This is a genomic window from Klebsiella scottii (genome assembly GCF_036561945.1).
In the GTDB taxonomy this organism is placed as follows: domain Bacteria; phylum Pseudomonadota; class Gammaproteobacteria; order Enterobacterales; family Enterobacteriaceae; genus Klebsiella; species Klebsiella scottii.
In genome coordinates, this window is sequence record NZ_JARXNI010000020.1 from 1,640,149 (window position 1) to 1,662,899 (window position 22,751).

Sequence of the window (22,751 nt, forward strand, 5' to 3'; positions counted from 1 at the left end):
CATCATAAATAATTTCAGCGCGGGATGATGCCATGAGAGTGAGCAGAAAACAGGTCGAAGAGAATAAGCAGACAATCCTTGCCGCCGCCGGTCGTCTGTTTCGTGAACGGGGTTTTGATGCGGTCACGGTCACCGATATCATGAAATCAGCGGGTCTTACCCACGGCGGATTTTACGGCTACTTCAAATCGAAGGATGAGCTGATCGCCCTGACCCTTGCGGAGCTGCAGACAGCCAGCGGCGCCACCGAAAACGGTAGCGCGCCGCAAATCGAACGCTACCTTTCCCCTGAGCATCGGGATAATTTTGCCAGCGGCTGCCCGCTGGCGGCGTTGGCTGCGGACACTATCCGCCAGTCGGAGCCGGCGCGGAGTGAAATGAGCGCCGGGCTCAAGCAGCAGATAGCCAATCTCAGCAAGACCGTTCCCGGGGAAGATGACGCGGCGAGGCGCCGCGCGGCCGTCGGCAGCTGGTCGGCGATGGTCGGGGCGGTGATTCTGGCGCGAATGACCTGTGACCCGGCGCTGTCGGACGAAATTCTTCGCGAAACCGCGGCCTGGCTACAGGAGAAAGCGCCGCAGAGTTAAGCCGTCCTCGGGGCCGGGGTCAGATAGTTCGCCACAAAGCGGGTCAAAATCGCCGAGGCCACGGGGCTCTCCTCGACCGCGCGGCTCAGCCTGTCCGGGTCAAGGCCCTCATTGCGCAGTACCGCCTGACGATAGTAAATCAGCGAGCGGGCAATCTCCGGGGTGATTTCAGGGTGGAACTGAGTCGACAGCGCGTGGGCGCCATAGCGGACAATCTGATGCGGATCGTGCTCGGACGAGGCCAGCACCGCCGCCCCTTGCGGCAGTTTGGTCACCGTTTGCAGATGCGTCAGATGAGCGCTGAAGGTCGCGGGATGGTCGGCAACCAGGCTATCGCTAAGGCCAGCGGCCGAGAGCGATATGGTTTTGCTGCCGGTTTCACGCCCTGCCGGATGGTAATCCACCTCGCCGCCCAGCGCGTGGGCCATCAGCTGATGGCCGTAGCAGACGCCAAACAGCGGCATCTCGATGGCCATCGCGGCGCGGATCCACTCCGCGGTCATCTCGCTCCACGCCAGGCGGTCCGTCACCATATCCCAGGAGCCGGTGATCACCGCCACCGTGTCGTTATCCGGCGCCGGGAGCGTCTCGCCGGCAAATACGCGCACCGCTTTCATCTGCTCCCGCCACGGTGCCAGCAGATCGGCGAACCAGCGCGGCAGGTCGCCGTGATCGGCGACAATCTCCTGCGGCGGCGTGCCGGTCTGCACCAAAAGAAGCGTTTTTCTGCTCAACGACATGGCGATACCTTTCTTATTTCTCAGATTTGCGTAAGGCTTCACTATGGAGAAAAGCCCCGTCGGCGGCAAATAATCAATTTACCGGCGATTATTCCCGGACGGCATAACCGTCCGGGGAGCGTTTTCTTCTCTACTGCGCGTCGGCGCTATCGATCTGCGGGACGTTAGCCTCTGCGCCGCCCTCTGCCGCCGCCGGCGCGTTGGCCGGGTCGAAGATATGGTCAAGAATGGCGCGCGCCGTAGGGCCGGCCACCACTCCGTCGCCGCCGCCGTTCTCAAGAATCAGCGCCATCGCCACCCGCGGATGCTGATACGGGGCAAACAGGGTATAGAAAATATGGTCACGCAGCCTGACCGGGATCATTTTCGCATTGTAGGTCTGGTTCTCCTTCAGGCTGAAGACCTGCGAGGTCCCGGACTTCGCGGCAATCTGATACGGCGCGGTGTGGAACAGCTTGTAGCCGGTGCCGTTTGGCAGGTTAGCCATGCCGTACATCCCGTTGCGCACAATCCCCCAGTACGGCGATTTCGGATCGCCCACCTGCGGCGTGTTTTGCGGCGGCTGATAGCGCTCAACCTTATTGCCGCGCTTCATGGAGTAGAGCAGATGCGGGTCCTTCACCTTGCCGTTGTTGATCAGCGTCGTCAGCGCTTTCACCATCTGAATCGGGGTGGCAATCCAGTAGCCCTGGCCGATGCCGACCGAGATGGTATCCCCTTGATACCACGGCTTCTTATGAACCCGCTGCTTCCATTCACGGCTTGGCAGCACCCCCGAATACTCTTCGTTGAGGTCGATCCCCGTCGGCTGACCGTAGCCAAATTTACTTAACCAGCTGTGAATCCGATCGATCCCCATTTCAAACGCCACCTGGTAGAAGAAGGTATCCGCCGACTCTTCAATGGCCTTGGTGACGTTGAGCATGCCGTGCCCGGTTTTCAGCCAGTCGCGGTAGCGGCGCTGGGTGCCCGGCAGCGTCCAGGTCGGCGCGCCGAAGAAGGTGGTGGTGGGCGTAATCACCCCGGCAGAGAGCGCCGATAGCGCCATATAGGGTTTAACCGTCGAGGCCGGCGGGTAGAGGCCCTGGGTCACGCGGTTGATCAGCGGCCGGTCGGCGTTATCGAGCAGCGAGCGGTAGGCCTGATAGCCAATGCCTTTCACAAAGGGATTGGGATCGTAGCTGGGGCTGGAAACCATCGCCAGCACCCCGCCGTCGCGCGGATCGACCGCCACCACCGCCGCGCGCTGCCCCTTGAGCACCGATTCAATATACTGCTGCAGATGCAGATCGAGCGTCAGATAGATATTTTTGCCGGCGACCGGCGGCACCTCTTTCAGCAGGCGCACCACCCGCCCGTGGTTATCCACCTCGACCTCCTGGTAGCCGGTGGTACCGTGCAGCTCCTGTTCGTAATAGCCTTCAATACCCTGTTTGCCGATATTATGGTCGGCGGCATAATTCTCGGCTTCGCCATTTTTTGCCAGCCTCTGCAGGTCGTTATCGTTAATTTTCGAGACGTAGCCGACAACGTGCGCCAGCTCGGCGCCGTAGGGATAGTCGCGCTGCTGGTAGTTCTCTACGGTTACGCCGGGGAAATGGAATTCGTTCACCGCGAAGCGCGCCACTTCGACATCGCTCAGCGCGGATTTTAACGTCACCTCTTTGTAGCGACTGTTGTGCAGCATATCGTCGCGGAAGCTGGCGATATCATCGGGAGTCAGATCAACGATCGGCGTCAGCTGCTGCAGCAGCGCTTTCATATCGGCGATTTTGCTGGGGATCACCTGCAGGCGATAGAGGGTGATGTTCTGTACCAGCGGGATACCGTTGCGATCGAAGATGAGCCCGCGGCTCGGGGCAATAGGCAGCATTTTGATATCGTTCTGGTTCGAGCGGGTCTGATAGAAATCGTGCTGTTTGACCTGCAGCCGATAGAGGTTAACGATCAGAATGCTAAAGCAGACCACCACCAGAATAAAAGCCACCACGGCCCGGCGAATAAACAGCATCTCTTCCGCTGAGTGATCGCGAATTTCATCTCTCAATAGAGTCATTGGCGGTAATTCACCTGAGTTTCAATAAGAAGCCAAAAAATTAAAAGCGGGGAAGGATAGCCTTATCGGCGCGGTAGCCCTACGGAAAGGTTGCTAATGAATTGGCAGAAATGTTTCAGCATGTGAGTAGCGCCGGCCCAGGGCGGGCCGACGCTATTTTTTTCAGAATATGTGACACCGTCACCTAGCGCGCCAGCCAGGCCCGCCATCCGCCGTAGGCCGTAATATCGGTCGCGCCCTGCAGGCCGTACGCCTCGCAGATAAAGCCGCTGAGCCAGCGCCCGTCCGCCAGCTCCACCTTGCCTAACCCCAGCGGCGCCGGAATCGCCGCCAGGAGCGATCCCAGCTCGGCGGAGGGCAGCTCCCACACCTCCACCGCAATGGCCGCCCCGCCGTTTTCATCCCGCACCATCCCCGGACGCCTGCCGTCGGCCAGTGCGTAGAGGCGATAGCAGGCCGCGCTTTCCGTCGCCGCCAGCAGGCGTCCGCCCCGCTCCCGCAGCTGTCCGTTCAGCGCCAGCCCGTCGAGATGCGCGCCGCACACCACCAGCGCCTGACGATCGTGGCTGGCTACGCTCGCCGGCGGCGCAGGCGCTATCTGCGCCCCGCCAGCCAGCGGCAGCGGCTGCGCCCGCTGGAAGGCATCGGCCAGCCCGAGGAGATACTGGTCGGTAAACGCCCGGCCAAATAGCGTAACGCCGGAAGGCAGGCCGTTCGACAAGAATCCTGCCGGCACGCTGACGGCTGCATAATCGAGTAAATTCATAAAGTTGGTGTAGTAACCGAGGTCGGCGTTGCGCTTCACCGGCTCCGCTTCCAGCTCGGCAAGCGTGACCGGACGCGGATAGGTCGGCGTCAGGACACAATCCACGCCGTCGAGCAGCGCGTCGCCCTGTGCTTTATAGGCCTGCAGCTGATACATGGCCTTAAACGCGGCGACCGCATCGGTTTGCGGCGCCTTCGCCAGCACGTCGCGGATCACCGGCAGAACCGCCTCCGGCTGCCGTTCAATCAGCGGCCCCGCCACCGCGTAGCGTTCCGCCACCCAGGGCCCATCGTATAGCAGGCTGGCGGCGGCGAGAAACGGCGCCATATCGATATTCACCGCCACGCCGCCGAGGGCCAGCAGCCGCGCTTTAGCCTGTAAAAACAGCGCTTCACTCTGCGCGCAGCCGAGGAAGTTGAGCGTCTGCGGAACGCCGAAGCGAAATCCCGGCGCCGGCGCGCCGAAGGCCTGCTCCCCGTTCCACTGCGGATTGCGTCGGCTGTAGGCATCGCGCGGATCGACGGCGGCGGTCAGCGCCAGCAGCCGGCTGGACTCGGCGGCGGTGGCGGTAAAAAAGGTCGTGCAATCGAGCGTCCGGCAGGCCGGCACCACCCCGGCGGTCGAAATCAGCCCTTTGCTGGCCTTCAGCCCCACGAGGTTATTTAACGATGCCGGAACCCGCCCGCTGCCGGCGGTATCCGTACCTAGCGCAAAGCTGGCGACGCCGAGCGCCACCGCCAGCGCCGAACCGGCGCTCGAACCGCCCGCCGGATACTCCGCATGCACCGCGTTACGACAGCGTCCGTAGGGCGAGCGCGTGCCGTTGAGGCCGGTGGCAAACTGGTCGAGGTTAGTCTTACCGACCGGAACCGCGCCCAGCGCAATCAGCCGGGCCACAATCGTCGCGTCCCGCTCGGCGGTATAGGCGAACGCCGGACACGCTGCGGTGGTGACGATCCCGGCGAGATCGATATTATCCTTAATCGCAAACGGCACGCCGTACAGCGGCAGGGTCTCCGGCGCCACGCCGTCCAGCGCCGCCAGCCAGGGCTCCTGCTCCTCTGCCGTCAGGATATGAATAAACAGCTGATACTGCGGATTCAGCGCGGCGGCACGCTGGCGCAGCTCCGCCATCAGCGCCCGGGGCGTCAGCCGGCCGTCGCGATAGCCTGTCGCCAGGGAGCTCAGGCGTAAATCAAAATTCTGCTGATTCATACGTTTTCCTCAATAATTACCGCCACCCGCTGCCCGGCGCGAACCGAGGCGCCAGGCTGAACGTTAACCTCGGCGATCACCCCGTCGCAGGGGGCCAGCAGCGGGATCTCCATTTTCATCGACTCCAGCACCAGCAGAACATCTCCGGCGTGAACCCGGCTGCCCGGGGCGGTTTGCACCTGCCACAGGTTGCCGGAAACGGGGCTTTCTACCCCCTGCTGCCCGTGCTGCAGCGGCGCGTCCTCACCCTCTTCGACCGCCGCCTCCTGGCTCTCGAAATGCGCCTGGCCGCTGGCTATCCAGCGATCGCGCTCCTCATTAAACGCGCGCTGCTGGTGCTGGCGGAAAGCGTCAATGCTCGTGGCCTCGCGCGCAAGGAACTGCTGATACTCCGCCAGCCGCAGGGTGCTGTGCTCAATGCGCAGCGGATAGCGGCCGAGCGGAAAATCACGGCGGATCTGCAGCAGCTCTTCGGCAGAGACCGGATAGAAGCGCAGCTGGTCGAAGAAGCGCAGCAGCCACGGCTTGCCGGCAAAATCAGCCACCTCGTGATAGCGATTCCACATTTGCAGCGTGCGGCCGACAAACTGATAGCCGCCTGGACCTTCCATGCCGTACACGCACAGGTAGGCGCCGCCAATCCCGACCGAGTTTTCCGCCGTCCAGGTGCGCGCCGGGTTGTATTTGGTGGTCACCAGCCGGTGGCGCGGGTCGAGAGGCGTAGCCACCGGCGCGCCGAGATAGACATCCCCCAGCCCCATCACCAGGTAGCTGGCGTCAAACACCGTATCCCATACCGCCCGTTCGTCGGGCAGATCGTTAATCCGCCGGATAAATTCAAGATTGCTGGGGCACCAGGGCGCGTCGCGGCGAACGGTGGTCATATATTTGTCGATCGCCTTGCGGCAGGCCGGATCGTCCCACGACAGCGGCAGGTGCACCACCCGCGTGGGAACCTCAAGGTCATCGCTGACGCACACTGTCGCCCATTCCGCGCGCACCCATGCCAGCAGCGCTTCGAGGGGCAGAGTTTCCGGCTGGAAGTGAACCTGTAAAGAGCGGATCCCCGGCGTCAGATCAATCACGCCAACCCGGGCCTGGCCCTCCAGCGCCTGCATCAGCGCGTGGATGCGAAAGCGCAGAACCAGATCCAGCTCCGCCTCTCCGGCCTCCAGCAGCAGATGGGTATCGCCGGAGAGTCGCGCCACCAGACGCTTATTGGCTTCCCCGCAGGACATCACCACCGGCGACGCCAGCGGCGCAGGCTGCCAGGCGATAGCCGCGGGCTCAAGGGTTGCCAGCTCCTCGCGGCGGCCCTGCGCCAGGCGACGGGCGGTGGCTAAATCGACCGCCACAAAGCGCACTTTATCTCCGGCTTTCAGCTGGCCGAGCTGCCACAGGTCGGCCTCAATCACCGTGACCGGGCAGGCAAATCCGCCGAGGCTCGGGCCGTCCGGGCCGAGGATCACCGGCATGTCGCCGGTAAAGTCGACCGCGCCGATAGCATAGGGATTATCGTGAATATTCGACGGATGCAGTCCCGCCTCTCCGCCGCTGTCGCGGGCCCACAGCGGTTTCGGGCCAATCAGCCGGACGCCGGTACGACTGGAGTTGAAATGCACTTCCCAGTCGGTGGCAAAAAAGGTGGCGATATACTCTGCGGCAAAGAATTCCGGCGCGCCGTGGGGGCCATAGATGACCCGCAGCGTTCGCACCGCGTCCAGCGAGGTCTGCAGCGCGGCGGGCAGCGCGGCGCCGACGCTGTCCGCGCTGCAGTAGGCCAGGTGCAGAACGTCTCCGCCGCGCAGCGCGCGTCCGGCGTGGCCGCCAAACTGTCCGAGAGTAAAGGTGCTTTTGCTGCCTAAATAGTCCGGCACCTGAATACCGCCGCGCAGGCAGAGATAGCTGCGCACGCCCGCGCCGGTCACCGGGCCTATTTTCAGCGTCGCTCCGGCAGGAATCGTAAAGACGCGGTTCATCGGCTGAGCCACGCCGTCGAGGGTCACCGCAGCCGCTGCGCCGCATATCGCGGCCTGGGCGAGACAGTTAAACTTCAGCGTTGGCCCGCTGAGGGTGATTTCCAGCGCCGCTTCGCCCTCCGGGTTCCCAAGCAGCCGGTTACCCAGGCGCAGCGCCCGGTCGTCCATCGGCCCCGAAGGCGGTACGCCCACCGCCCAGTATCCGAGGCGCCCCGGATAGTCCTGAACGCTGGTCTGGGTCCCGGCGCTCAGGACTTCGACGGTCGCCGTCTGATAATCCAGCTGCTCAAGGCAGCGGGTCCAGGGTTCGCCGCCGGCAAAGGGGGCGAAAGCCAGAATCTGCTGCAGATAGAGACGATTGGTTTCCACGCCGTACAGCCGGGTTGCCGCCAGGGCTTCGCCGAGGTGGGCAATGGCCCGATCGCGGTCAGGCTGCCAGGCGATGGTTTTTGCCAGCATCGGGTCGAAGAACGGCGGCACGTCACAGCCGGCCTCCACCCAGCGGTCAATCCGCAGGTTTACCCCATCCGCCGGCGGGAAGATCGCTTCGCTGAGCAGCCCCGGCGACGGCTGGAACTGACGGCCGGGATCTTCGGCGTAGATCCGCGCCTGAATCGCGTGGCCGCGCGGCTGCAGATCCGCCATCAGCCGGGACAGCGGCGGCAAATCCCCCGCCGCCAGGGAGACCATCCAGCGCACCAGATCGACGCCCCAGACCTGCTCGGTCACCCCGTGCTCAACCTGCAGGCGGGTATTAACCTCAAGAAAATAGAAGCGCTGCGCCAGGCTATCGTAAACAAATTCCACCGTCCCGGCGCTGCGGTAGCTCACCGCTTTGCCCAGGGCGATCGCCGCCTCGCACAGCGCCTGCGCCATCCCCTCAGGCAAGTTGGGGGCCGGCGTCTCTTCGATAACCTTCTGGTTACGTCGCTGAATAGAACAGTCGCGCACGCCGAGGGCGATAACCTCCCCCTGCCCGTCGCCAAAGATCTGCACTTCGAGGTGACGGGCGCGGGAAATATATTTTTCGACGAACACGCCGGCATCGCTAAAGTTGTTCTGCCCGAGGCGGCGAACGGTTTCAAAGGCCTCCGCCAGCTCGTCGGCATCGTGACACACCCGCATGCCGATCCCGCCGCCGCCGGCGGTGCTTTTCAGCATCACCGGATAGCCAATCTCCTGCGCGGCGCGGCACGCCTCGGCGCTATCGGCCAGCAGCCCGGTGCCTTCCAGCAGCGGCAGGCCCTGCGCTTTAGCCAGCGCCCTGGCGGTATGTTTAAGGCCAAAGGTCCGCAGCTGCTGCGGCGTCGGGCCGACGAATACCAGCCCGGCGGCTTCGCAGGCTTCGGCGAAGGCGGCGTTTTCCGATAAGAAGCCGTAGCCGGGGTGAATCGCCTCGGCGCCGCTTTGCCGCGCGGCGGCGATGATTTTTTCCACCACCAGATAGGTTTGCGCCGCCGGGCCGTCGCCGAGGCTTAGCGCTTCATCGGCCTCGCGGATATGCAGGCTGCTCAGATCGGCATCGGAATAGACGGCAACGCCTTTAACCCGCATAGCGCGCAGCGTGCGCAGAATGCGGCAGGCGATGGCGCCGCGGTTGGCAATAAGTAGGGTATTGAACATAAACGGGACTCACATCAGGGCGGGTCGTCCCGCAGCAAAATAGCGTTCTTCCCCGGGGTCGTCCCCGGGGAGCGCCGGCGTTACGATTTACGCGACGGCGTACTGTTCAGGCGATCGGCGCGTACGGCAAACAGGCGATAGGCCATCAGCCGCCAGCGCTGCCAGCGGGTCAGTTCCATACCAGCACCTCTGCCGGGGTTGGATTCCAGCCGTTGCAGGGGTTATTCAGCTGCGGGCAGTTGGAAATCAGCACCATCGCGTTGCACTCCGCGCGCAGCTCGACATATTTCCCGGCGGCAGAAATGCCGTCTTCAAAGGTCAGCCCGCCTTCTTCCGTCACCGGCACGTTCATAAAGAAGTTGATATTGGCGCCGATATCGCGCTTGTGCAGGCGGCCGTCGTGCAGGCAGGCGCAGAGGAAATTATCCCGGCAGCTGTGCATATAGCGCTTATCCGCAGCGTAGCGCACGGTATTGCTCTCCTGGGCGCAGGCGCCGCCGAGGGTATCGTGGCGGCCGCAGGTATCGGCAACGATGGTCAGCAGCGGCCGACCGAGATTGGAGAACAGCACGCTGCCGGTCGTCAGATAGGCATTCCCCTGGCGACGCAGCGTGCGCTGCGGATCGTAGCGTTCACGCGGGTTATCGGCGTTATAAAACAGGGTATCGATCGCCTGATTGCCTTCAAGATCGAGCAGCCGCAGGGTTTGCCCTTTCTTCACTTCGAACAGCCAGGGTTCGCCCGCCGGGATCACGTGACGATAAACGGCATCAGCCGGGTTGCGGGTACTGGTAACAAGGCTCATGATCGGCTCCTCAGAGGGCAAAAAGTTGGGTATTCGCAAACGCGCGCTGGTTTTCATCGCGGGTCAATAGCGAGGCGACCGCCGCCGCTTCATCATCGGCCTGGTACCAGCTCAGCTGGACCGGACGCGGCGCATATTCCGTGGCGGGGTCCTGCGGATGCGGCAGCGCGGTGAGGACAATCAGCACGTCCATCGGCGCGAACAGCTCGACGTAGCTGCCCGGAACGGAGTGACCCGCGCAGAAATGGAAGCTGCCGTCGGCGGCCACGGTGACCTTGCTGAAGAAGTTGACCACCATCAGCAGATCTTCCAGACCCAGATCCCATTTGCCCATTTCAACCAGCAGGTTATCGACGCCGTTGCGGTAGTAGCCGTTACGCAGCTCCTGGTAGCGTCCCGCGCCGTACTTTTCTAAGGTCTCTTCGGCGTTGAGCACCCCGCCGAACGGATCGTGCCAGCCGCTGCTATCGGCGACGATCCCGGCCAGCACGCGGCCCATATCGGAGTAAAAACAGTGCCCGGCCGTCAGGCGCGCGGTATGCTGACCTTTCAGCGTATCCGGCAGGTTCAGGCGTTCGCTCTTTTCATGTGGATTGAGCATCATCATGCTGACGTTGGCCTCGCCGTCGATATCGGTCAGGCGCAGAATTTGCCCGCGGCGCAGAATAAACGAGGTATGGCCGCCGCCCGGGACAAACTCTTCGCGCAGGCTCGGTAACGAATGAAAAAGTGGCTTCATCTGACTATCTCCTTAATGCATAAACGTTGTTATCGCTGCCGGTGCCGAGCATCTGCGACATGCGGGCTTCGTTAAGCGGTATGTCGTAGGTTATGCGCGCGCCGTAGGCGTTGGGCGCCTGAGGGTCGTGGCGCACCTTGTCGAAGACCAGCAGCCGGGTCCCGAGATTGAAGCCTTCGGCCAAATCGTGGGTGACCATAAAGACCGTCATCCGCGTTTCGCTCCACAGCTGCAAAAGCAGCCCGTGCATATCCTTGCGGATACCCGGATCGAGCGCGCCAAACGGCTCATCAAGCAGCAGGATGCGCGGCTGCATCACGAAGGCCTGGGCGATCGCCAGCCGCTGCTGCATCCCGCCGGAGAGCTGCGCCGGGTACTTATCGAGCGCGTGGGAGAGGCCGACTTTCTCCAGCATCTGCGCCGCCCGTTCGCGGGCGTTGCGCCTGCGGGCGCCAAAAAGACGGCCAAGCAGCGGCGAGGCCGGCAGCTCGAGGCCCACCGCGACGTTATCCAGCACGTTGAGATGCGGAAATACCGAATAGCGCTGGAACACCACGCCGCGGCTGCGGTCCGGCTCGACGGCCAGCGGCTGGCCGTCGAGGGTAATTGCGCCGCGGGTCGGTTTTTCCTGGCCCAGCAGCAGGCGCAAAAAGGTCGATTTTCCGCAGCCGGAGGCCCCGACCATTGAACAGAACTCCCCCTCTCTGACCTCGAGATTGATGCGCTCCAGCACCACGTGGTCGCCGTACTCCTGCCAGATATTTTTAATGGCAATAAAGCTCATGCCCGGCCTCCTTCCGCCCACGGGAAGCAGGCTTTGTGCAGCTGCCGCAGGGCCAGATCCATCAGCCAGGCCAGCAGGGTTATCCAGATGACGTAGGGGATGATGACGTCCATCGCCATGTAGCGGCGGACAAGGAAAATGCGGTACCCGAGACCGGCGGTGGCGGAAATGGCCTCCGCCGATATCAGAAACAGCCACGCCGAGCCCAGCAGCAGGCGCAGGGAGACGATCAAGCGCGACAGCAGCTGCGGCAGTACCACCCGCAGCACCAGCGTCCAGCTGTTGGCGCCGAGGGTCTGCGCTTTAATAAACAGCTCCGCCGGAATTTCCCGCGCCCGCTGTTCCAGATCGCGCGCCAGCATTGGCGTCACGCCGATCACAATCAGCATCACCTTGGAGAGCTCATCGAGGCCAAAGACGATAAACAGCACCGGCAGGATCGCCAGCGGCGGGATCATCGAAATAACGGTCATCAGCGGCGACAGCGCGGCGCGGTAGAGCGGAAAAACGCCGGCGGCGATGCCGATGCTCAGCCCAATCAGCGAGGATAGCGCCAGCCCGGTCAGCAGGCGCCCCAGGCTGATCAGCGTGTCGGCCCACAGCAGGTACTCGCCGCTGCGTTTGTCCGGCGTGAACGCCATCCGCTCGATGGCCGCGACCATCTGCGACAGTCCGGGCAGCAGCTTGTCCTGCGGATTGGCCTCCAGCCGCAGCGCAGAGCCGATGAACCAGGCGGCGATCAGCAGCACGAAGGGCATCAGCATCAGCATCAGCCGCATACCCTGCTGTGGATGGCGGTTAATTTGTCGCATGGCGTTGACTCCCGTCAGCAATCATTACAGCTGGCCCGCGGCGGCCATCTTCAGGTAGCTATCGTCGAAACGCAGCCTGACGTTCCCCGCGTCGCCGACGGCAACCTTGCCCGGGAAGCTCATGCCGATAAAGTCGGCGCTCTGGGCGCCCTCGCCCAGCAGCCCTTTATCGAAGGAGAATTGCGCCACGCGCTGCATGGTTTTTGCCAGATCGGGGCTGGAGATGAACCTCAGCGCGTCGGCAGCGGTCCAGAACAGATGGGTGGTTTTCAGTTGCCCCTGATAGCCGGCGAGGTCGGTGCCGGAATCCGCCGCCATCGCGCTCAGCGCCGGCTTATCTCCGGCCTGCATTTTGCTCATCATTTCAAACCACGCGCCGGTCAGCGCCTTGCCGAACGCAGGGTTGTCCTTGAGGGTTTGGCTGTTGACCACCATCATGTCGATGATCTCGCCCGGTACCTGGGATGAGCTAAAAACTTCGCTGGTTTGTGGGGTCTTTTTGATAACCGACAGCTGCGGGTTCCACGCTACGGCGGCGCGCACGCTGCTGGTGCCGAAGGCGGAGACAATATCGGCGTCAGAGGTATTGACCACTTTGACGTCTCGCTCCTGCAGCCCCGCCTTTTCCAGTCCGCGAACCAGCAGATAGTGGGAAACCGACAGCTCCGGGAGATAAACCTGCATCCCTTTCAGGTCGCTCAGCTTTTTGTCCGCGCCCTTCAGCACCACGCCATCGTTGCCGTCCGAGTAGCTGCCGGTAATCAACGCGGTGGTATCCACCCCGCCGGCGGCAGGAATGGTCAGAGCATCCATATTGGTCATGGTGCAGCCGTCGAACTGGCCGGCGGTATACTGGTTAATCGATTCGATGTAGTCGTTGAGCTGCACGATATTGATCTTGATACCGTACTTACTGGCCCATTTATCGATGATTTTTTCGTTGCTGATGGCGCCCCAGGGCATCCAGCCGGCATAAATCGTCCAGCAGACGTTGAACTCTTTTTTCACCGCGGCAAAAGAGGGGAAACTGGCCAACAGCGCCAGTGACAGAACAAAAGAACGGAGTAGTGGCGATCGCTTCATGATGAACCTCTGGTTGGCACAAAAAACAGGAGCAGCGCGACACCTACTGGTGCTGCTGTCTCCCGGGCTTTTGTCCCGCCGTGTAACCTCGCAGAGGTCGCCAGCTCTCGGACCAGTCATTCACCTGGGTGAACCGGAACCCTAGCCAGCTATTTGATCATCTAAATTGTATGGTGCGCTGCCTTCTGATTTTATCTTGCAAAGCATATGCCAAAATAATAATTAGTATAAAATCAAAAGGATGGAATATTTATCGGCGCCAGCACACCAGGATGGGGAGTCGTTTTGGGGCAGTGCGTAGATTTGGTGCAGAAGAAGGCAGGCTCGCGCCTGCCCGGGCGCTATTTACGCGTCTCAAAGGCGATTTTAACCGCCATCCCTGCCAGCACCGTCGCCATCAGCCAGCGCTGAAAGCGCTGCCAGAGCGGACGAGCGGTAAGAAACAGCGAAACCTCACCGGCCATCACCACAATCAGCGCGTTTACCGCCACGCTGATCAATGCCTGGGTGAAGCCAAGCACCAAAGACTGGCTGAGAATGCTGCCGTGGCCGGGGGAGATAAACTGCGGTAATAGCGACAGATACATAATGGCGATTTTAGGATTCGCCAGGTTGGTAATAAAGCCCATCAGAAAGAGCTTACGGCCGCTGTCTGCCGGCAGGTCGCGCACGGCAAAGAGCGAACGACCGCCCGGTTTTATCGCCTGCCAGGCCAGGTAGAGTAAATAGACGACCCCGCTGATGCGCAAAATATCGTAGGCATAGGGCACCGCAAAAATCAGCGCGGTAATCCCCAGGGCCGCGCACAGCATATAAAAGACAAACCCTAGCGCCACGCCGCCTAATGAGATCAGGCCGGCGCGTTTGCCCTGGCAGATCGAGCGCGAGGTCAGGTAGATCATATTCGGCCCAGGGGTCAGCACCAGCCCCAGGGCAACGAACGCGAATGTCATTAACGAGCTCAATTCAGGCATAGCTTATCTCCACCAGACAAAGTTATGCCCAGGCGCGCGGCGGTCGCGACCATGCTCCCCGACAGTATTCTGTCTCAAGGCGCCAGTTACATGGCCATGAATAGTAATAGCCTGTCGCTCACCGCTCAGCAACCCCTCAAATTTCGCCGCTGATGCCCGGCTTCGCGTCATGGGTAATGCCCATGTTGCCCGCCGCCGCCGGAGCATAAGATTTTTGCTGGCGGAATGACGCTTTTATCGCCAAACGCGCCGCTGCGATTTCCTAAACTAATACGTTAATACTATGGTTAGTAAGTCGCTTTTACGTATTTTGGGCCTTAACCACAAATAAAATATGGATTTCTTTATCACTCGCTGTTAAAAGGATATAACTATTAATTCCGTAGATTTATTCAAGTATCGCTTATTGGAAGCAGTGTATATCGTAATGGCATTCACAAAAGTAAACGGAGCCTGATATGAGCACGTCTAACGATTCATCTAACAACGCATCCGCAGGGAAGTGTCCTTTTCACACCGCGGCGCCCACGCAAAGCGCCGGTGGCGGCACAGCCAACCGAGATTGGTGGCCAAACCAGCTGCGCGTGGATCTGCTGAACCAACACTCCAACCGCTCAAATCCGCTGGGCGAAGAATTTAACTACCGGGAAGAGTTTAAAAAGCTCGATTATTCTGCGCTAAAAGCCGACCTGCGGGCCCTGCTAACCGACTCCCAGGAGTGGTGGCCGGCGGACTGGGGCAGCTACATTGGGCTGTTTATTCGTATGGCCTGGCACGGTGCCGGCACCTACCGTACCGTTGACGGGCGCGGCGGCAGCGGCCGCGGCCAGCAGCGTTTCGCTCCGCTGAACTCCTGGCCGGACAACGTCAGCCTGGATAAGGCCCGCCGCCTGCTGTGGCCGGTCAAACAAAAATATGGCCAGAAAATCTCCTGGGCCGACCTCTATATGCTGGCGGGGAACGTGGCGTTGGAAAATGCCGGTTTCCGTACCTTTGGCTTCGGCGCCGGACGTGAAGACGTGTGGGAACCGGACCTCGACGTTGACTGGGGGAATGAAAAAGCCTGGCTTGAGCACCGTCATCCGGAAAGCCTGGCGCAGCAGCCGCTGGGCGCAACCGAAATGGGCCTGATTTACGTCAACCCGGAAGGCCCGAACGCCAGCGGCGAGCCGCTCTCCGCAGCGGCGGCGATTCGCGCCACCTTTGGCAACATGGGGATGGACGATGAAGAGATCGTGGCCCTGATTGCCGGCGGCCATACGCTGGGTAAAACCCACGGCGCGGCCGTCACCAGCCACGTAGGCGCCGAGCCGGAAGCGGCCGCAATTGAGGCCCAAGGCCTCGGCTGGTCCAGCACCTACGGCAGCGGCGCCGGGGCGGACGCTATCACCTCTGGCCTTGAAGTCGTCTGGACCCAGACGCCGACCCAGTGGAGCAACTACTTCTTCGAAAACCTGTACAAATATGAGTGGGTACAGACCCGCAGCCCGGCTGGCGCCATTCAGTTTGAAGCCAAAGACGCTCCGGATCTGATCCCCGATCCGTTTGACCCGGAGAAAAAGCGTAAGCCAACGATGCTGGTTACCGACCTGACGCTGCGCTTCGACCCGGAATTCGATAAGATTTCCCGCCGCTTCCTCAACGATCCGCAGGCGTTTAATGAAGCCTTTGCCCGCGCCTGGTTCAAGCTGATTCACCGCGATATGGGGCCAAAATCCCGCTACCTCGGACCGGAAGTACCGAAAGAAGATCTGATCTGGCAGGACCCGCTCCCGGAGGCGATCCACAGCCCGAGCGAAGCGGATATCGCCACCCTGAAAACCGCCATTGCCGATGCGGGCCTGTCGGTTAGCGAACTGGTTTCCGTTGCCTGGGCTTCGGCTTCCACCTTCCGCGGCGGCGATAAGCGCGGCGGGGCCAACGGCGCGCGTCTGGCGCTGGCGCCGCAGAAAGACTGGCCGGTCAACGCCATCGCGGCGAAGGTTCTGCCAACGCTGCAGGCGATTCAAAAAGCGTCCGGTAAAGCATCGCTGGCGGATATTATCGTGCTGGCGGGCGCGGTCGGCGTTGAGCAGGCCGCCGCTGCCGCGGGCGTGCAGGTCACCGTACCGTTTGCGCCGGGCCGCGTGGACGCGCGTCAGGATCAGACCGATATCGAATCCGTCGGTCTGCTGGAGCCGCTGGCGGATGGTTTCCGCAACTATCGTCGCATTGAAGGGGGCGTTTCAACCGAGACGCTGCTGCTGGATAAGGCCCAGCAGCTGACGCTGACCGCGCCGGAGCTTACCGTGCTGGTAGGTGGTTTACGCGTACTGGGCGCCAACTTCGACGGCAGCCAGCACGGCGTCTTCACCGACCGCCGGGGCGTTCTCAGCAATGACTTCTTCGTCAATCTCCTGAGCATGGCGACCGTATGGAAAGCCACCGACGAACGGGGCGAACTGTTTGAGGGCCGCGATCGTAAGAGCGGCGAGAGCCGGTTCACCGCCACCCGCGCCGACCTGGTGTTTGGTTCTAACTCGGTGCTGCGCGCGCTGGCAGAAGTTTACGCCAGCCAGGATGCGCAGCAGAAGCTGGTCACCGACTTCGTGGCGGCCTGGACCAAAGTCATGAACCTCGACCGTTTCGATCTGTAATCTCCCTCCCCGGCAGGCTTCTCGCCCGCCGGGGCTTTTCTCTTCCCGCCCTATCTTTGCCGCAGCTGCAGCAGCCGACTGTAGGTACGCTGAATATCTTCCCGCTCGCCCCCGCGCCCCTCTCTTTCCTGAGTCAGCGGCGGCAAAAATTAGCGATCTTTATGCCGCGCCGCCGCCAGTTTCGGCCAGCAGCCAGCGCTCAAAATCCGCTAAAGCGCTCTCGTTAATGCCCGTTTCAACCGGTTTAACCAGGCAGAAATTTTTGTTCAGCCGGGCAGAAACCGGCCAGGGAGCGGCCAGCGCCCCGCTGCTGAGCTCTTTTTCGACATACACCTGCGGCACCAGCGCGACGCCAAGCCCGGCCTGCACGGCGGAGATAGCCATCTCATGCAGATCGTAGCACACGCCCTGGGACGGATTATCCAGCGCGATGCCGCTCTCCTGGGAGTACAGGCGCCATGCATCCGGGTTTTGCCGCCGATGGATACGCGGCAGCGCGTTCAGCTGCTCCCCGCCGTCGCGATCGGTCAGCAGCGAGGGATGGCACACCGGGACCAGCCTTTCCTGCAGCAGAAAGCGAATACGCATTCCGCTCCACGCCGGGTGCTCAAAATGAACCGCCGCGTCAAACCCGCTGCCGGTCAGGATAAAAGGGTCCGTACGGACCGCAATATTCAGCGTGATATCCGGGTGCCGGCGGTTAAAGCCGCTGAGGCGCGGGATCAGCCAGCGGCTGGCGAAGGTGGGCAGTGCGGCAATTTCGAGGCTGCGGCTGCCGTCGGCCATGCCCGTTAAGTACTGGGTATCCCTGTCGAGGCGCTCAAGCGTCTCGCGCACGCGGTGGGCGTAGCGCGCGCCGTTAGGGTTCAGCTGCACGCGGGTTCCCGTGCGGTCGAATAATTTGCAGTTCAACAAGGCTTCAAGCCGCCCAATCTGCCGGCTGATCGCCCCTTCGGTCAGGGAGAGCTCCTCTGCCGCTCTGGCAAAATTACCGTGCCTTGCCGCCGCTTCAAACGCCTGTAATGACGCGCTGCTGGGCAGTTTTCTTCGCATGATAGCGCCCCTTCGGCTGCGAGTGTGTTCAGTGACAGAATGTCACTAACCGATGAGATAATATCGATTCAGGCGGCGAAATACAGCCAGTAACATGATGAATTATCAGCAATACGCTGATGACACCTTCATGCAGAGGCCCGTTTATGCTGTATATCGTAGAATGCACCTATACCGACCCGCAAAGCGAAGCCGGGTGGAATGATTTTTACAACCGGGAGAAGCTCCCGGCGCTGCTTAGCGTTGATGGCTTCAGTACCTCCCAACGCTTCAGGGCCACAACGCCGGGCTGCCCGGCCTGGCTGGCCATCCACACCGTCCGCGACGCCGCGGTTCTCACCAGCGCGGAGTACCGCCAGAAGGGCGGCGGCAGCTTTGCCCGCTGGCAGGCCAACATCAGCGACTGGCGGCGCAGTCTGTATCAGTGCGCGGACCCGGCTCCGGCGGTATCCGCCGACCAGATCCTGCTGCTGGCGGCGCAGCCCGTCGACTTTATTGCCAATGAGCTGGGCTATCGGCCGTGGCAGCTGCGGGCCGCCGGTCTGGATAGCTTCCCTGAAGGTCGGCTGGCGTACGTCATTCCCGCAGACAACGCCGCCCTGCTCTCTACAATGGCGGATATCCGCCTGTATCAACCGCTAACCGGGCAGCTGCGTCCCCAAAAAGGAGGCGATCGTGCGCACCGTTAACCCTATCAGCCGTCAGGTTGGCGATTATCTGGTGAGCGCCTTGAGCGACGGAAATATGTCCGTCAGCCTGGGGATACTCTCAGGCATTGACCCCGCAGAAGCCGACAAAATGCAACGCGCCGCCGGCATGGCTGACCCGGCGGCTCTGCATATCAATGCCTATCTGATCCGCGGCCGGGGACGCACGATCCTCGTTGATTCCGGCGCCGGCGGCCTGAATAACGCCGGAGGCGAGCTCCCCGCGCGCCTTCGTGAGCAGGGTATCGCTGCGGCCGACGTCGATACGCTACTGCTGACGCACGGCCATCCCGATCATATCGGCGGGCTGCTCGACGCCGACGGCGAGGCCGTCTATAAAAATGCGCGGCTGTATCTGCACCCGCGGGAGATCGATTACTGGCAGGATGAGGCCCTGTTCATGCGGGCCAGCGAACGCGTCCGGCGCAATTTTACGCTGTTCCGCCGCACGCTGGCGGCCTATGGGCAGCGGGTGAACCTGCTGACGGACGATGAGGTGCTCGCCGGCATTCGTCCAATCTGGCTACCCGGCCATACGCCGGGTCATACCGGGTTTCGTATCGATGCCGGGGATAAGCCCCTGCTGATCTGGGGCGACATTGTGCATTTCCCGCACATTCAGTCAGCCCTGCCGGCCGTCGCTATCGCCTTTGACGCCGACCCCGCCGAGGCTGCAAGCACGCGGAAACGGATTCTGGCGCAGGCGGCAAGCGAGCAGTGGCTGATTGCCGGCATGCACCTCGCCGGCGCCGGTTTTGCCTACCTGAAGACCATCGACGGCGGTTACCGGATGGTGTATCAGCAGGCCTGAAGATTAGCGCGACATCCCGCCCGGCCGCTGGCCTCGTTTTTCTTAAGTAAAGAAACCATTCGTTATATATTGACATACATAGCGAATGGCTCTATCTTTTTGTCATACAAATAAAACCCGTACCCTTCAGACAGAAGCGAGATCTCTCCCGCCTCATTCCGTTTTTCATTCGTCTGAAATTAAATCAATGCACTCATATAAACTCGTTCTATTAACCGGGATGATCCCCTGTTCTTCTCTGCTGCTGACTCTGCCCGTTGACGCCGCAGAAACCCTGGTCGTCACCGCTGAATCCCCCGCCGAAACGCTGGATAGCGCCACGCCTGCCGCCGAACAGCAGGCAACGCTCGGCAGCCTCGGCAAACGCAAGCTGATTGACGTCCCGTGGTCGGTACAGACCCTGTCGGATTCACTGACCCGCCAGGTGCAGGCCGGCAGCGTGAAGGACGTCTATCGCTATCTGCCCTCGGTTCAGGGCGATGGCGTTCGTCCGCAGACCCGCGGCATGCAGGGCAGCGTGGTGCAGAACAGCACTATCGACGGGCTGAACGCGGTCTCGACAACCGAATACCCGGCCGAGCAGTTTCAGCGCATTGAAGTCCTTAGCGGCATGGCCGGCGCGCTGTATGGCCCGGCGAATCCGGCAGGCATGTTTAACCTCGTCTCCAAACGCGCCAGCGACGTGCCGCTGCGCCGGGTCACGGTGGGCGGAGGAACCGGCTCTGGCGCCAACGCCGCGCTGGATCTCAGCGGCCCGCTGGACTCAGGCGACCGGGTGAAGTATCGCCTGAACCTGATGAACCAGGACGGCAGCGGCTATACCCACGGCAGCCGTCAACGCAACCAGTATGCGGGTCTGGCGCTTGATTTTCAGCTCACCGACCAGACGGTACTGGAGAGCAACTTTAGCTACTACCACTTTTATCAAAAGGGATTGCCCGGCTCCTTCGCTTTAGCCAAAGGCACCCATTTCCCGTCGCCGCTCGATCCGACCAGGAGCAAGTACGGTCAGTATTACGCCGGCAATGACGACACCACGACCACCGGCAGCCTGCATCTCAAACACGACTTTGACGGCAACTGGCTGCTGGACGTTGGGGTCCTGCGCCAGATTGCGGATCGCGAATCCACCACCGTGACCAATACGCTAACCGATAATAAAGGCAGCTACGCCACCACCACCTCGAACTCCGCGGCCAGCCGCTTTACCATCAATAGCTATCTCGCCAACCTGACCGGGAGCGTTGAAACGGGCTGGCTGCAGCACGATCTGGCGATAGGCGCGCGCGGCTTCGTGTGGAAAAACTACAACCCTCGCGATGGCGGGACGCAAAAGCTCGGCAGCTCGACCCTCGACGACAGCCCTGACTATCCGCGCCCGGCCTATCCGGATTTCACCGATCGCTATCATTCCGCGACCACCACCCAGCACGTATTCCTGCTCAACGACACCCTGACCTTCAGCCCCCAGTGGAGCCTGCTGCTTTCCGGCAGCGAAAGCCTGTTTACCGTCGACAACTACGGTAAAAACAGCCGGCGCAGCAGCAGCCATGACGATCGCGGTACCAGCGGTTCCGCCAGCCTGATGTATAAGCCGGTCGATAACCTGACGCTCTATACCACCTGGGCCAACAGCATGCAGCAGGGCGACACCGCCCCGGCCGGCGCCAATAACGCAGGCGACGTTCTCAATCCCTACCGCAGCCATCAGCTTGAGGCCGGGGCGAAGTACGCCGTGCACAGCGATCTGCTGCTGACCGCCGCGCTGTTCCAGGCCGAGCGCCCGTTTGCCTATACCAACGACAGCGGAGATTTCGTCGAAGACGGAACGCAGAAAAACCGGGGGCTGGAGCTGATGGCCGATGGACGCATCACGCCCAATCTGCGCGTGTTCGGCGGCGGCAGCTGGCTCGATCCGCGTCTGCACAACACCTCCAGCGCCAGCGCTGACGACAAACAGGTGGTCGGTCTGCCTCGCTTCACCGCCAACATGCTGGTCATTTACAGCATCGCTGCGCTACCGGGACTGGATATGAATAGCAATATCCGTTACGTCGGCCGCCGGGCGACCGATAGCGCCAACGACGGCTGGGTCGGTAGCTATACCACCCTGGATGTCGGCAGCAACTATCGCACCCGACTGTTCGGTACCGACACCACCTTCAGGCTGGCAGTCACTAACGTGACCAACCGCCGCTACTGGAGCAATATCGTTCCGGGGGCCCTGACCGGCTACACCGGCGCCGGCTACGCCAGCGCGCAGCTCGGCGCGCCGCGTGAAGCGACGGCCTCGGTACAGTTTGATTTCTAAGGATCATAATGAAAAAAATAGCTGCCGCTTTACTCTGCGCCTGGCTCGCTTTGCCGGCTCTCGCCAGCCGCCAGCTGACGGACGATGCCGGGCATAGCGTCACCCTGCCGGATCGCGTTGATCGCATCGCCGAGGGATGGTTCGCCCACCACTCGCTGCTGATGACCCTCGGCGCGGGCGATAACATTGTGGCAACGGTTAATCGCCCGGACAGCCGCCCGTGGATGTTTCACCTCGATCCTCGCCTCAACCAGGCGCTTATCAGCCGCGGCCCGCACTTTACCAGCGAGGCGCTGCTGGCGCGCGGAGCCGAAGTGGTCTTTGTCGCCCAAGGTAACGGCGATGCCGAAGCGTACCGGCAGGCCGGTCTGCCGGTTATGGAGATGAGCTTTACCGATTACCCGTCGCTGGCGCGTTCCGTCACCACCACCGCCGAGGTTCTCGGGACGCCGCAGGCGCTGGCCAGAGCGCAGGCCTACAACCGGTATTTACAGCAGACTATCGCGCGTATCGGCCAGCGAACCGCCGCGCTGACCGACGCCGAACGCCCGCGCGTGCTGCATATCCAGTCGCTGAAGCCGCTCAAGGTCGACGGCAGCCATACGCTGATCGATACCTGGATCCGGCTGGCCGGCGGCCAGAACGCTGCCGCCGGGATCGAGGGCAATATGCAGGAGATTTCTCCGGAGAAGGTGCTGGTCTGGCAGCCGGATATTATTATCCTCGGCGCGGGCTGCGGCGATTTAGCGCACTCCGCCTATCGTGACCTCTTCTCCACCCTGCAGGCGGTCAAAAACCAGCAGGTGCGGCAAAACCCGGCGGGGGTTTTCCCGTGGGATCGCTACGGGACCGAAAGCGCGCTGCAAATTCAGTGGGCGGCAAAGCAGATCCAGCCTCAGCGCTTCGCCGATATTGATATGCTCGCGGTCACCCGCGACTTTTATCAGCGCTTTTTCGATTACCCGCTGAGCGAATCAGAGGCCAGCAGAATACTGCAGGCGCTACCGCCGCAGCGAAAGGATGGAAAATAGGCCACAGAACCCGGAGAACGGTGCGGCATTCACAAATTT

Annotated in this window: 17 protein-coding genes and 2 riboswitches; of the genes, 6 read left to right on the top strand and 11 right to left on the bottom strand. The window is 61.8% G+C overall.

Annotated features, from left to right (window positions below; genetic code table 11):
• Positions 1-32: 32 nt before the first annotated feature.
• Positions 33-587, top strand: coding sequence for a TetR/AcrR family transcriptional regulator (locus QFI97_RS15405; RefSeq protein ID WP_095097797.1), 555 nt, complete (start codon positions 33-35; stop codon positions 585-587).
• Here QFI97_RS15405 and QFI97_RS15410 read toward each other — a convergent pair.
• The 10 genes from QFI97_RS15410 to QFI97_RS15455 form a co-directional block, all read right to left on the bottom strand.
• Entirely contained in the window at positions 584-1,321 is a 738-nt protein-coding gene (locus QFI97_RS15410; RefSeq protein WP_370525529.1) for a glutamine amidotransferase, read from the bottom strand. The two genes, QFI97_RS15405 and QFI97_RS15410, sit on opposite strands and share 4 nt — an antisense overlap.
• A gap of 136 nt (positions 1,322-1,457) precedes the next feature.
• Positions 1,458-3,383 (bottom strand): penicillin-binding protein 2, encoded by a 1,926-nt coding sequence (mrdA, locus tag QFI97_RS15415; RefSeq protein ID WP_346431511.1) that lies wholly within the window; start codon positions 3,381-3,383, stop codon positions 1,458-1,460.
• A 184-nt stretch (positions 3,384-3,567) separates the two neighbouring features.
• Entirely contained in the window at positions 3,568-5,364 is a 1,797-nt protein-coding gene (gene atzF / locus QFI97_RS15420) for an allophanate hydrolase (protein WP_346431512.1), read from the bottom strand.
• Complete coding sequence (gene uca / locus QFI97_RS15425) at positions 5,361-8,966, bottom strand: urea carboxylase (RefSeq protein WP_346431513.1); 3,606 nt, start codon at positions 8,964-8,966, stop codon at positions 5,361-5,363. Before uca ends, atzF begins: the two co-directional genes overlap by 4 nt.
• A 169-nt stretch (positions 8,967-9,135) precedes the next feature.
• On the bottom strand, positions 9,136-9,771 hold the full coding sequence (locus tag QFI97_RS15430) for an urea amidolyase associated protein UAAP2 (protein WP_159237737.1): 636 nt from the start codon (positions 9,769-9,771) through the stop codon (positions 9,136-9,138).
• A 10-nt stretch (positions 9,772-9,781) separates the two neighbouring features.
• Complete coding sequence (locus QFI97_RS15435) at positions 9,782-10,510, bottom strand: urea amidolyase associated protein UAAP1 (RefSeq protein ID WP_331835235.1); 729 nt, start codon at positions 10,508-10,510, stop codon at positions 9,782-9,784.
• Between the two features lie 4 nt (positions 10,511-10,514).
• The gene (locus tag QFI97_RS15440) at positions 10,515-11,294 is read right to left on the bottom strand and encodes an ABC transporter ATP-binding protein (RefSeq protein WP_346431514.1); all 780 of its coding nucleotides are present in this window, start codon (positions 11,292-11,294) and stop codon (positions 10,515-10,517) included.
• Positions 11,291-12,106 carry an ABC transporter permease gene (locus tag QFI97_RS15445; RefSeq protein WP_095097773.1) on the bottom strand — a complete coding sequence of 272 codons (816 nt, stop codon included), beginning with the start codon at positions 12,104-12,106 and terminating at the stop codon, positions 11,291-11,293. The genes QFI97_RS15440 and QFI97_RS15445 overlap by 4 nt, the downstream gene beginning before the upstream one ends.
• 24 nt (positions 12,107-12,130) lie before the next feature.
• Complete coding sequence (locus QFI97_RS15450) at positions 12,131-13,189, bottom strand: putative urea ABC transporter substrate-binding protein (RefSeq protein WP_346431515.1); 1,059 nt, start codon at positions 13,187-13,189, stop codon at positions 12,131-12,133.
• A gap of 57 nt (positions 13,190-13,246) precedes the next feature.
• Positions 13,247-13,345, bottom strand: a riboswitch (guanidine-I (ykkC/yxkD leader).
• 185 nt (positions 13,346-13,530) lie between these two features.
• On the bottom strand, positions 13,531-14,163 hold the full coding sequence (locus QFI97_RS15455; protein WP_095097767.1) for a LysE family translocator: 633 nt from the start codon (positions 14,161-14,163) through the stop codon (positions 13,531-13,533).
• Between the two features lie 19 nt (positions 14,164-14,182).
• A riboswitch (ZMP/ZTP riboswitch) is annotated at positions 14,183-14,263 on the bottom strand.
• 358 nt (positions 14,264-14,621) lie between these two features.
• Here QFI97_RS15455 and katG point away from each other — a divergent pair.
• Positions 14,622-16,799: a catalase/peroxidase HPI gene (gene katG / locus QFI97_RS15460; RefSeq protein WP_346431516.1), complete on the top strand. Its 2,178-nt coding sequence runs from the start codon at positions 14,622-14,624 to the stop codon at positions 16,797-16,799.
• Positions 16,800-16,958: 159 nt separating this feature from the next.
• On the opposite strand, the gene QFI97_RS15465 is transcribed toward katG, so the two are convergent.
• Complete coding sequence (locus QFI97_RS15465) at positions 16,959-17,852, bottom strand: LysR substrate-binding domain-containing protein (RefSeq protein ID WP_346431517.1); 894 nt, start codon at positions 17,850-17,852, stop codon at positions 16,959-16,961.
• Between the two features lie 146 nt (positions 17,853-17,998).
• Here QFI97_RS15465 and QFI97_RS15470 point away from each other — a divergent pair, with 146 nt between their 5' ends.
• The 4 genes from QFI97_RS15470 (at position 17,999) to QFI97_RS15485 (ending at position 22,712) form a co-directional block, all read left to right on the top strand.
• Positions 17,999-18,541 carry a sugar ABC transporter gene (locus tag QFI97_RS15470; RefSeq protein WP_346431518.1) on the top strand — a complete coding sequence of 181 codons (543 nt, stop codon included), beginning with the start codon at positions 17,999-18,001 and terminating at the stop codon, positions 18,539-18,541.
• Between the two features lie 55 nt (positions 18,542-18,596).
• A complete protein-coding gene (locus QFI97_RS15475; RefSeq protein WP_346432096.1) occupies positions 18,597-19,370 on the top strand; it encodes an MBL fold metallo-hydrolase in 774 nt (257 codons plus the stop codon).
• Positions 19,371-19,557: 187 nt separating this feature from the next.
• Complete coding sequence (locus QFI97_RS15480; protein ID WP_346431519.1) at positions 19,558-21,681, top strand: TonB-dependent receptor; 2,124 nt, start codon at positions 19,558-19,560, stop codon at positions 21,679-21,681.
• An 8-nt stretch (positions 21,682-21,689) separates the two neighbouring features.
• Positions 21,690-22,712: an ABC transporter substrate-binding protein gene (locus tag QFI97_RS15485; protein WP_346431520.1), complete on the top strand. Its 1,023-nt coding sequence runs from the start codon at positions 21,690-21,692 to the stop codon at positions 22,710-22,712.
• Positions 22,713-22,751 lie beyond the last annotated feature (39 nt).

What these genes read in the sequence shown, in the direction of transcription:
- QFI97_RS15450 (WP_346431515.1), bottom strand. Translation starts at nt 13,189, where the DNA reads ATGAAGCGATCGCCACTACTCCGTTCTTTTGTTCTGTCACTGGCGCTG.
- QFI97_RS15465 (WP_346431517.1), bottom strand. Translation starts at nt 17,852, where the DNA reads ATGCGAAGAAAACTGCCCAGCAGCGCGTCATTACAGGCGTTTGAAGCG.
- QFI97_RS15435 (WP_331835235.1), bottom strand. Translation starts at nt 10,510, where the DNA reads ATGAAGCCACTTTTTCATTCGTTACCGAGCCTGCGCGAAGAGTTTGTC.
- uca (WP_346431513.1), bottom strand. Translation starts at nt 8,966, where the DNA reads ATGTTCAATACCCTACTTATTGCCAACCGCGGCGCCATCGCCTGCCGC.
- QFI97_RS15480 (WP_346431519.1), top strand. Translation starts at nt 19,558, where the DNA reads ATGCACTCATATAAACTCGTTCTATTAACCGGGATGATCCCCTGTTCT.
- QFI97_RS15440 (WP_346431514.1), bottom strand. Translation starts at nt 11,294, where the DNA reads ATGAGCTTTATTGCCATTAAAAATATCTGGCAGGAGTACGGCGACCAC.
- QFI97_RS15430 (WP_159237737.1), bottom strand. Translation starts at nt 9,771, where the DNA reads ATGAGCCTTGTTACCAGTACCCGCAACCCGGCTGATGCCGTTTATCGT.
- QFI97_RS15475 (WP_346432096.1), top strand. Translation starts at nt 18,597, where the DNA reads ATGTCCGTCAGCCTGGGGATACTCTCAGGCATTGACCCCGCAGAAGCC.
- QFI97_RS15405 (WP_095097797.1), top strand. Translation starts at nt 33, where the DNA reads ATGAGAGTGAGCAGAAAACAGGTCGAAGAGAATAAGCAGACAATCCTT.
- QFI97_RS15455 (WP_095097767.1), bottom strand. Translation starts at nt 14,163, where the DNA reads ATGCCTGAATTGAGCTCGTTAATGACATTCGCGTTCGTTGCCCTGGGG.
- mrdA (WP_346431511.1), bottom strand. Translation starts at nt 3,383, where the DNA reads ATGACTCTATTGAGAGATGAAATTCGCGATCACTCAGCGGAAGAGATG.
- QFI97_RS15470 (WP_346431518.1), top strand. Translation starts at nt 17,999, where the DNA reads ATGCTGTATATCGTAGAATGCACCTATACCGACCCGCAAAGCGAAGCC.
- QFI97_RS15485 (WP_346431520.1), top strand. Translation starts at nt 21,690, where the DNA reads ATGAAAAAAATAGCTGCCGCTTTACTCTGCGCCTGGCTCGCTTTGCCG.
- katG (WP_346431516.1), top strand. Translation starts at nt 14,622, where the DNA reads ATGAGCACGTCTAACGATTCATCTAACAACGCATCCGCAGGGAAGTGT.
- QFI97_RS15445 (WP_095097773.1), bottom strand. Translation starts at nt 12,106, where the DNA reads ATGCGACAAATTAACCGCCATCCACAGCAGGGTATGCGGCTGATGCTG.
- atzF (WP_346431512.1), bottom strand. Translation starts at nt 5,364, where the DNA reads ATGAATCAGCAGAATTTTGATTTACGCCTGAGCTCCCTGGCGACAGGC.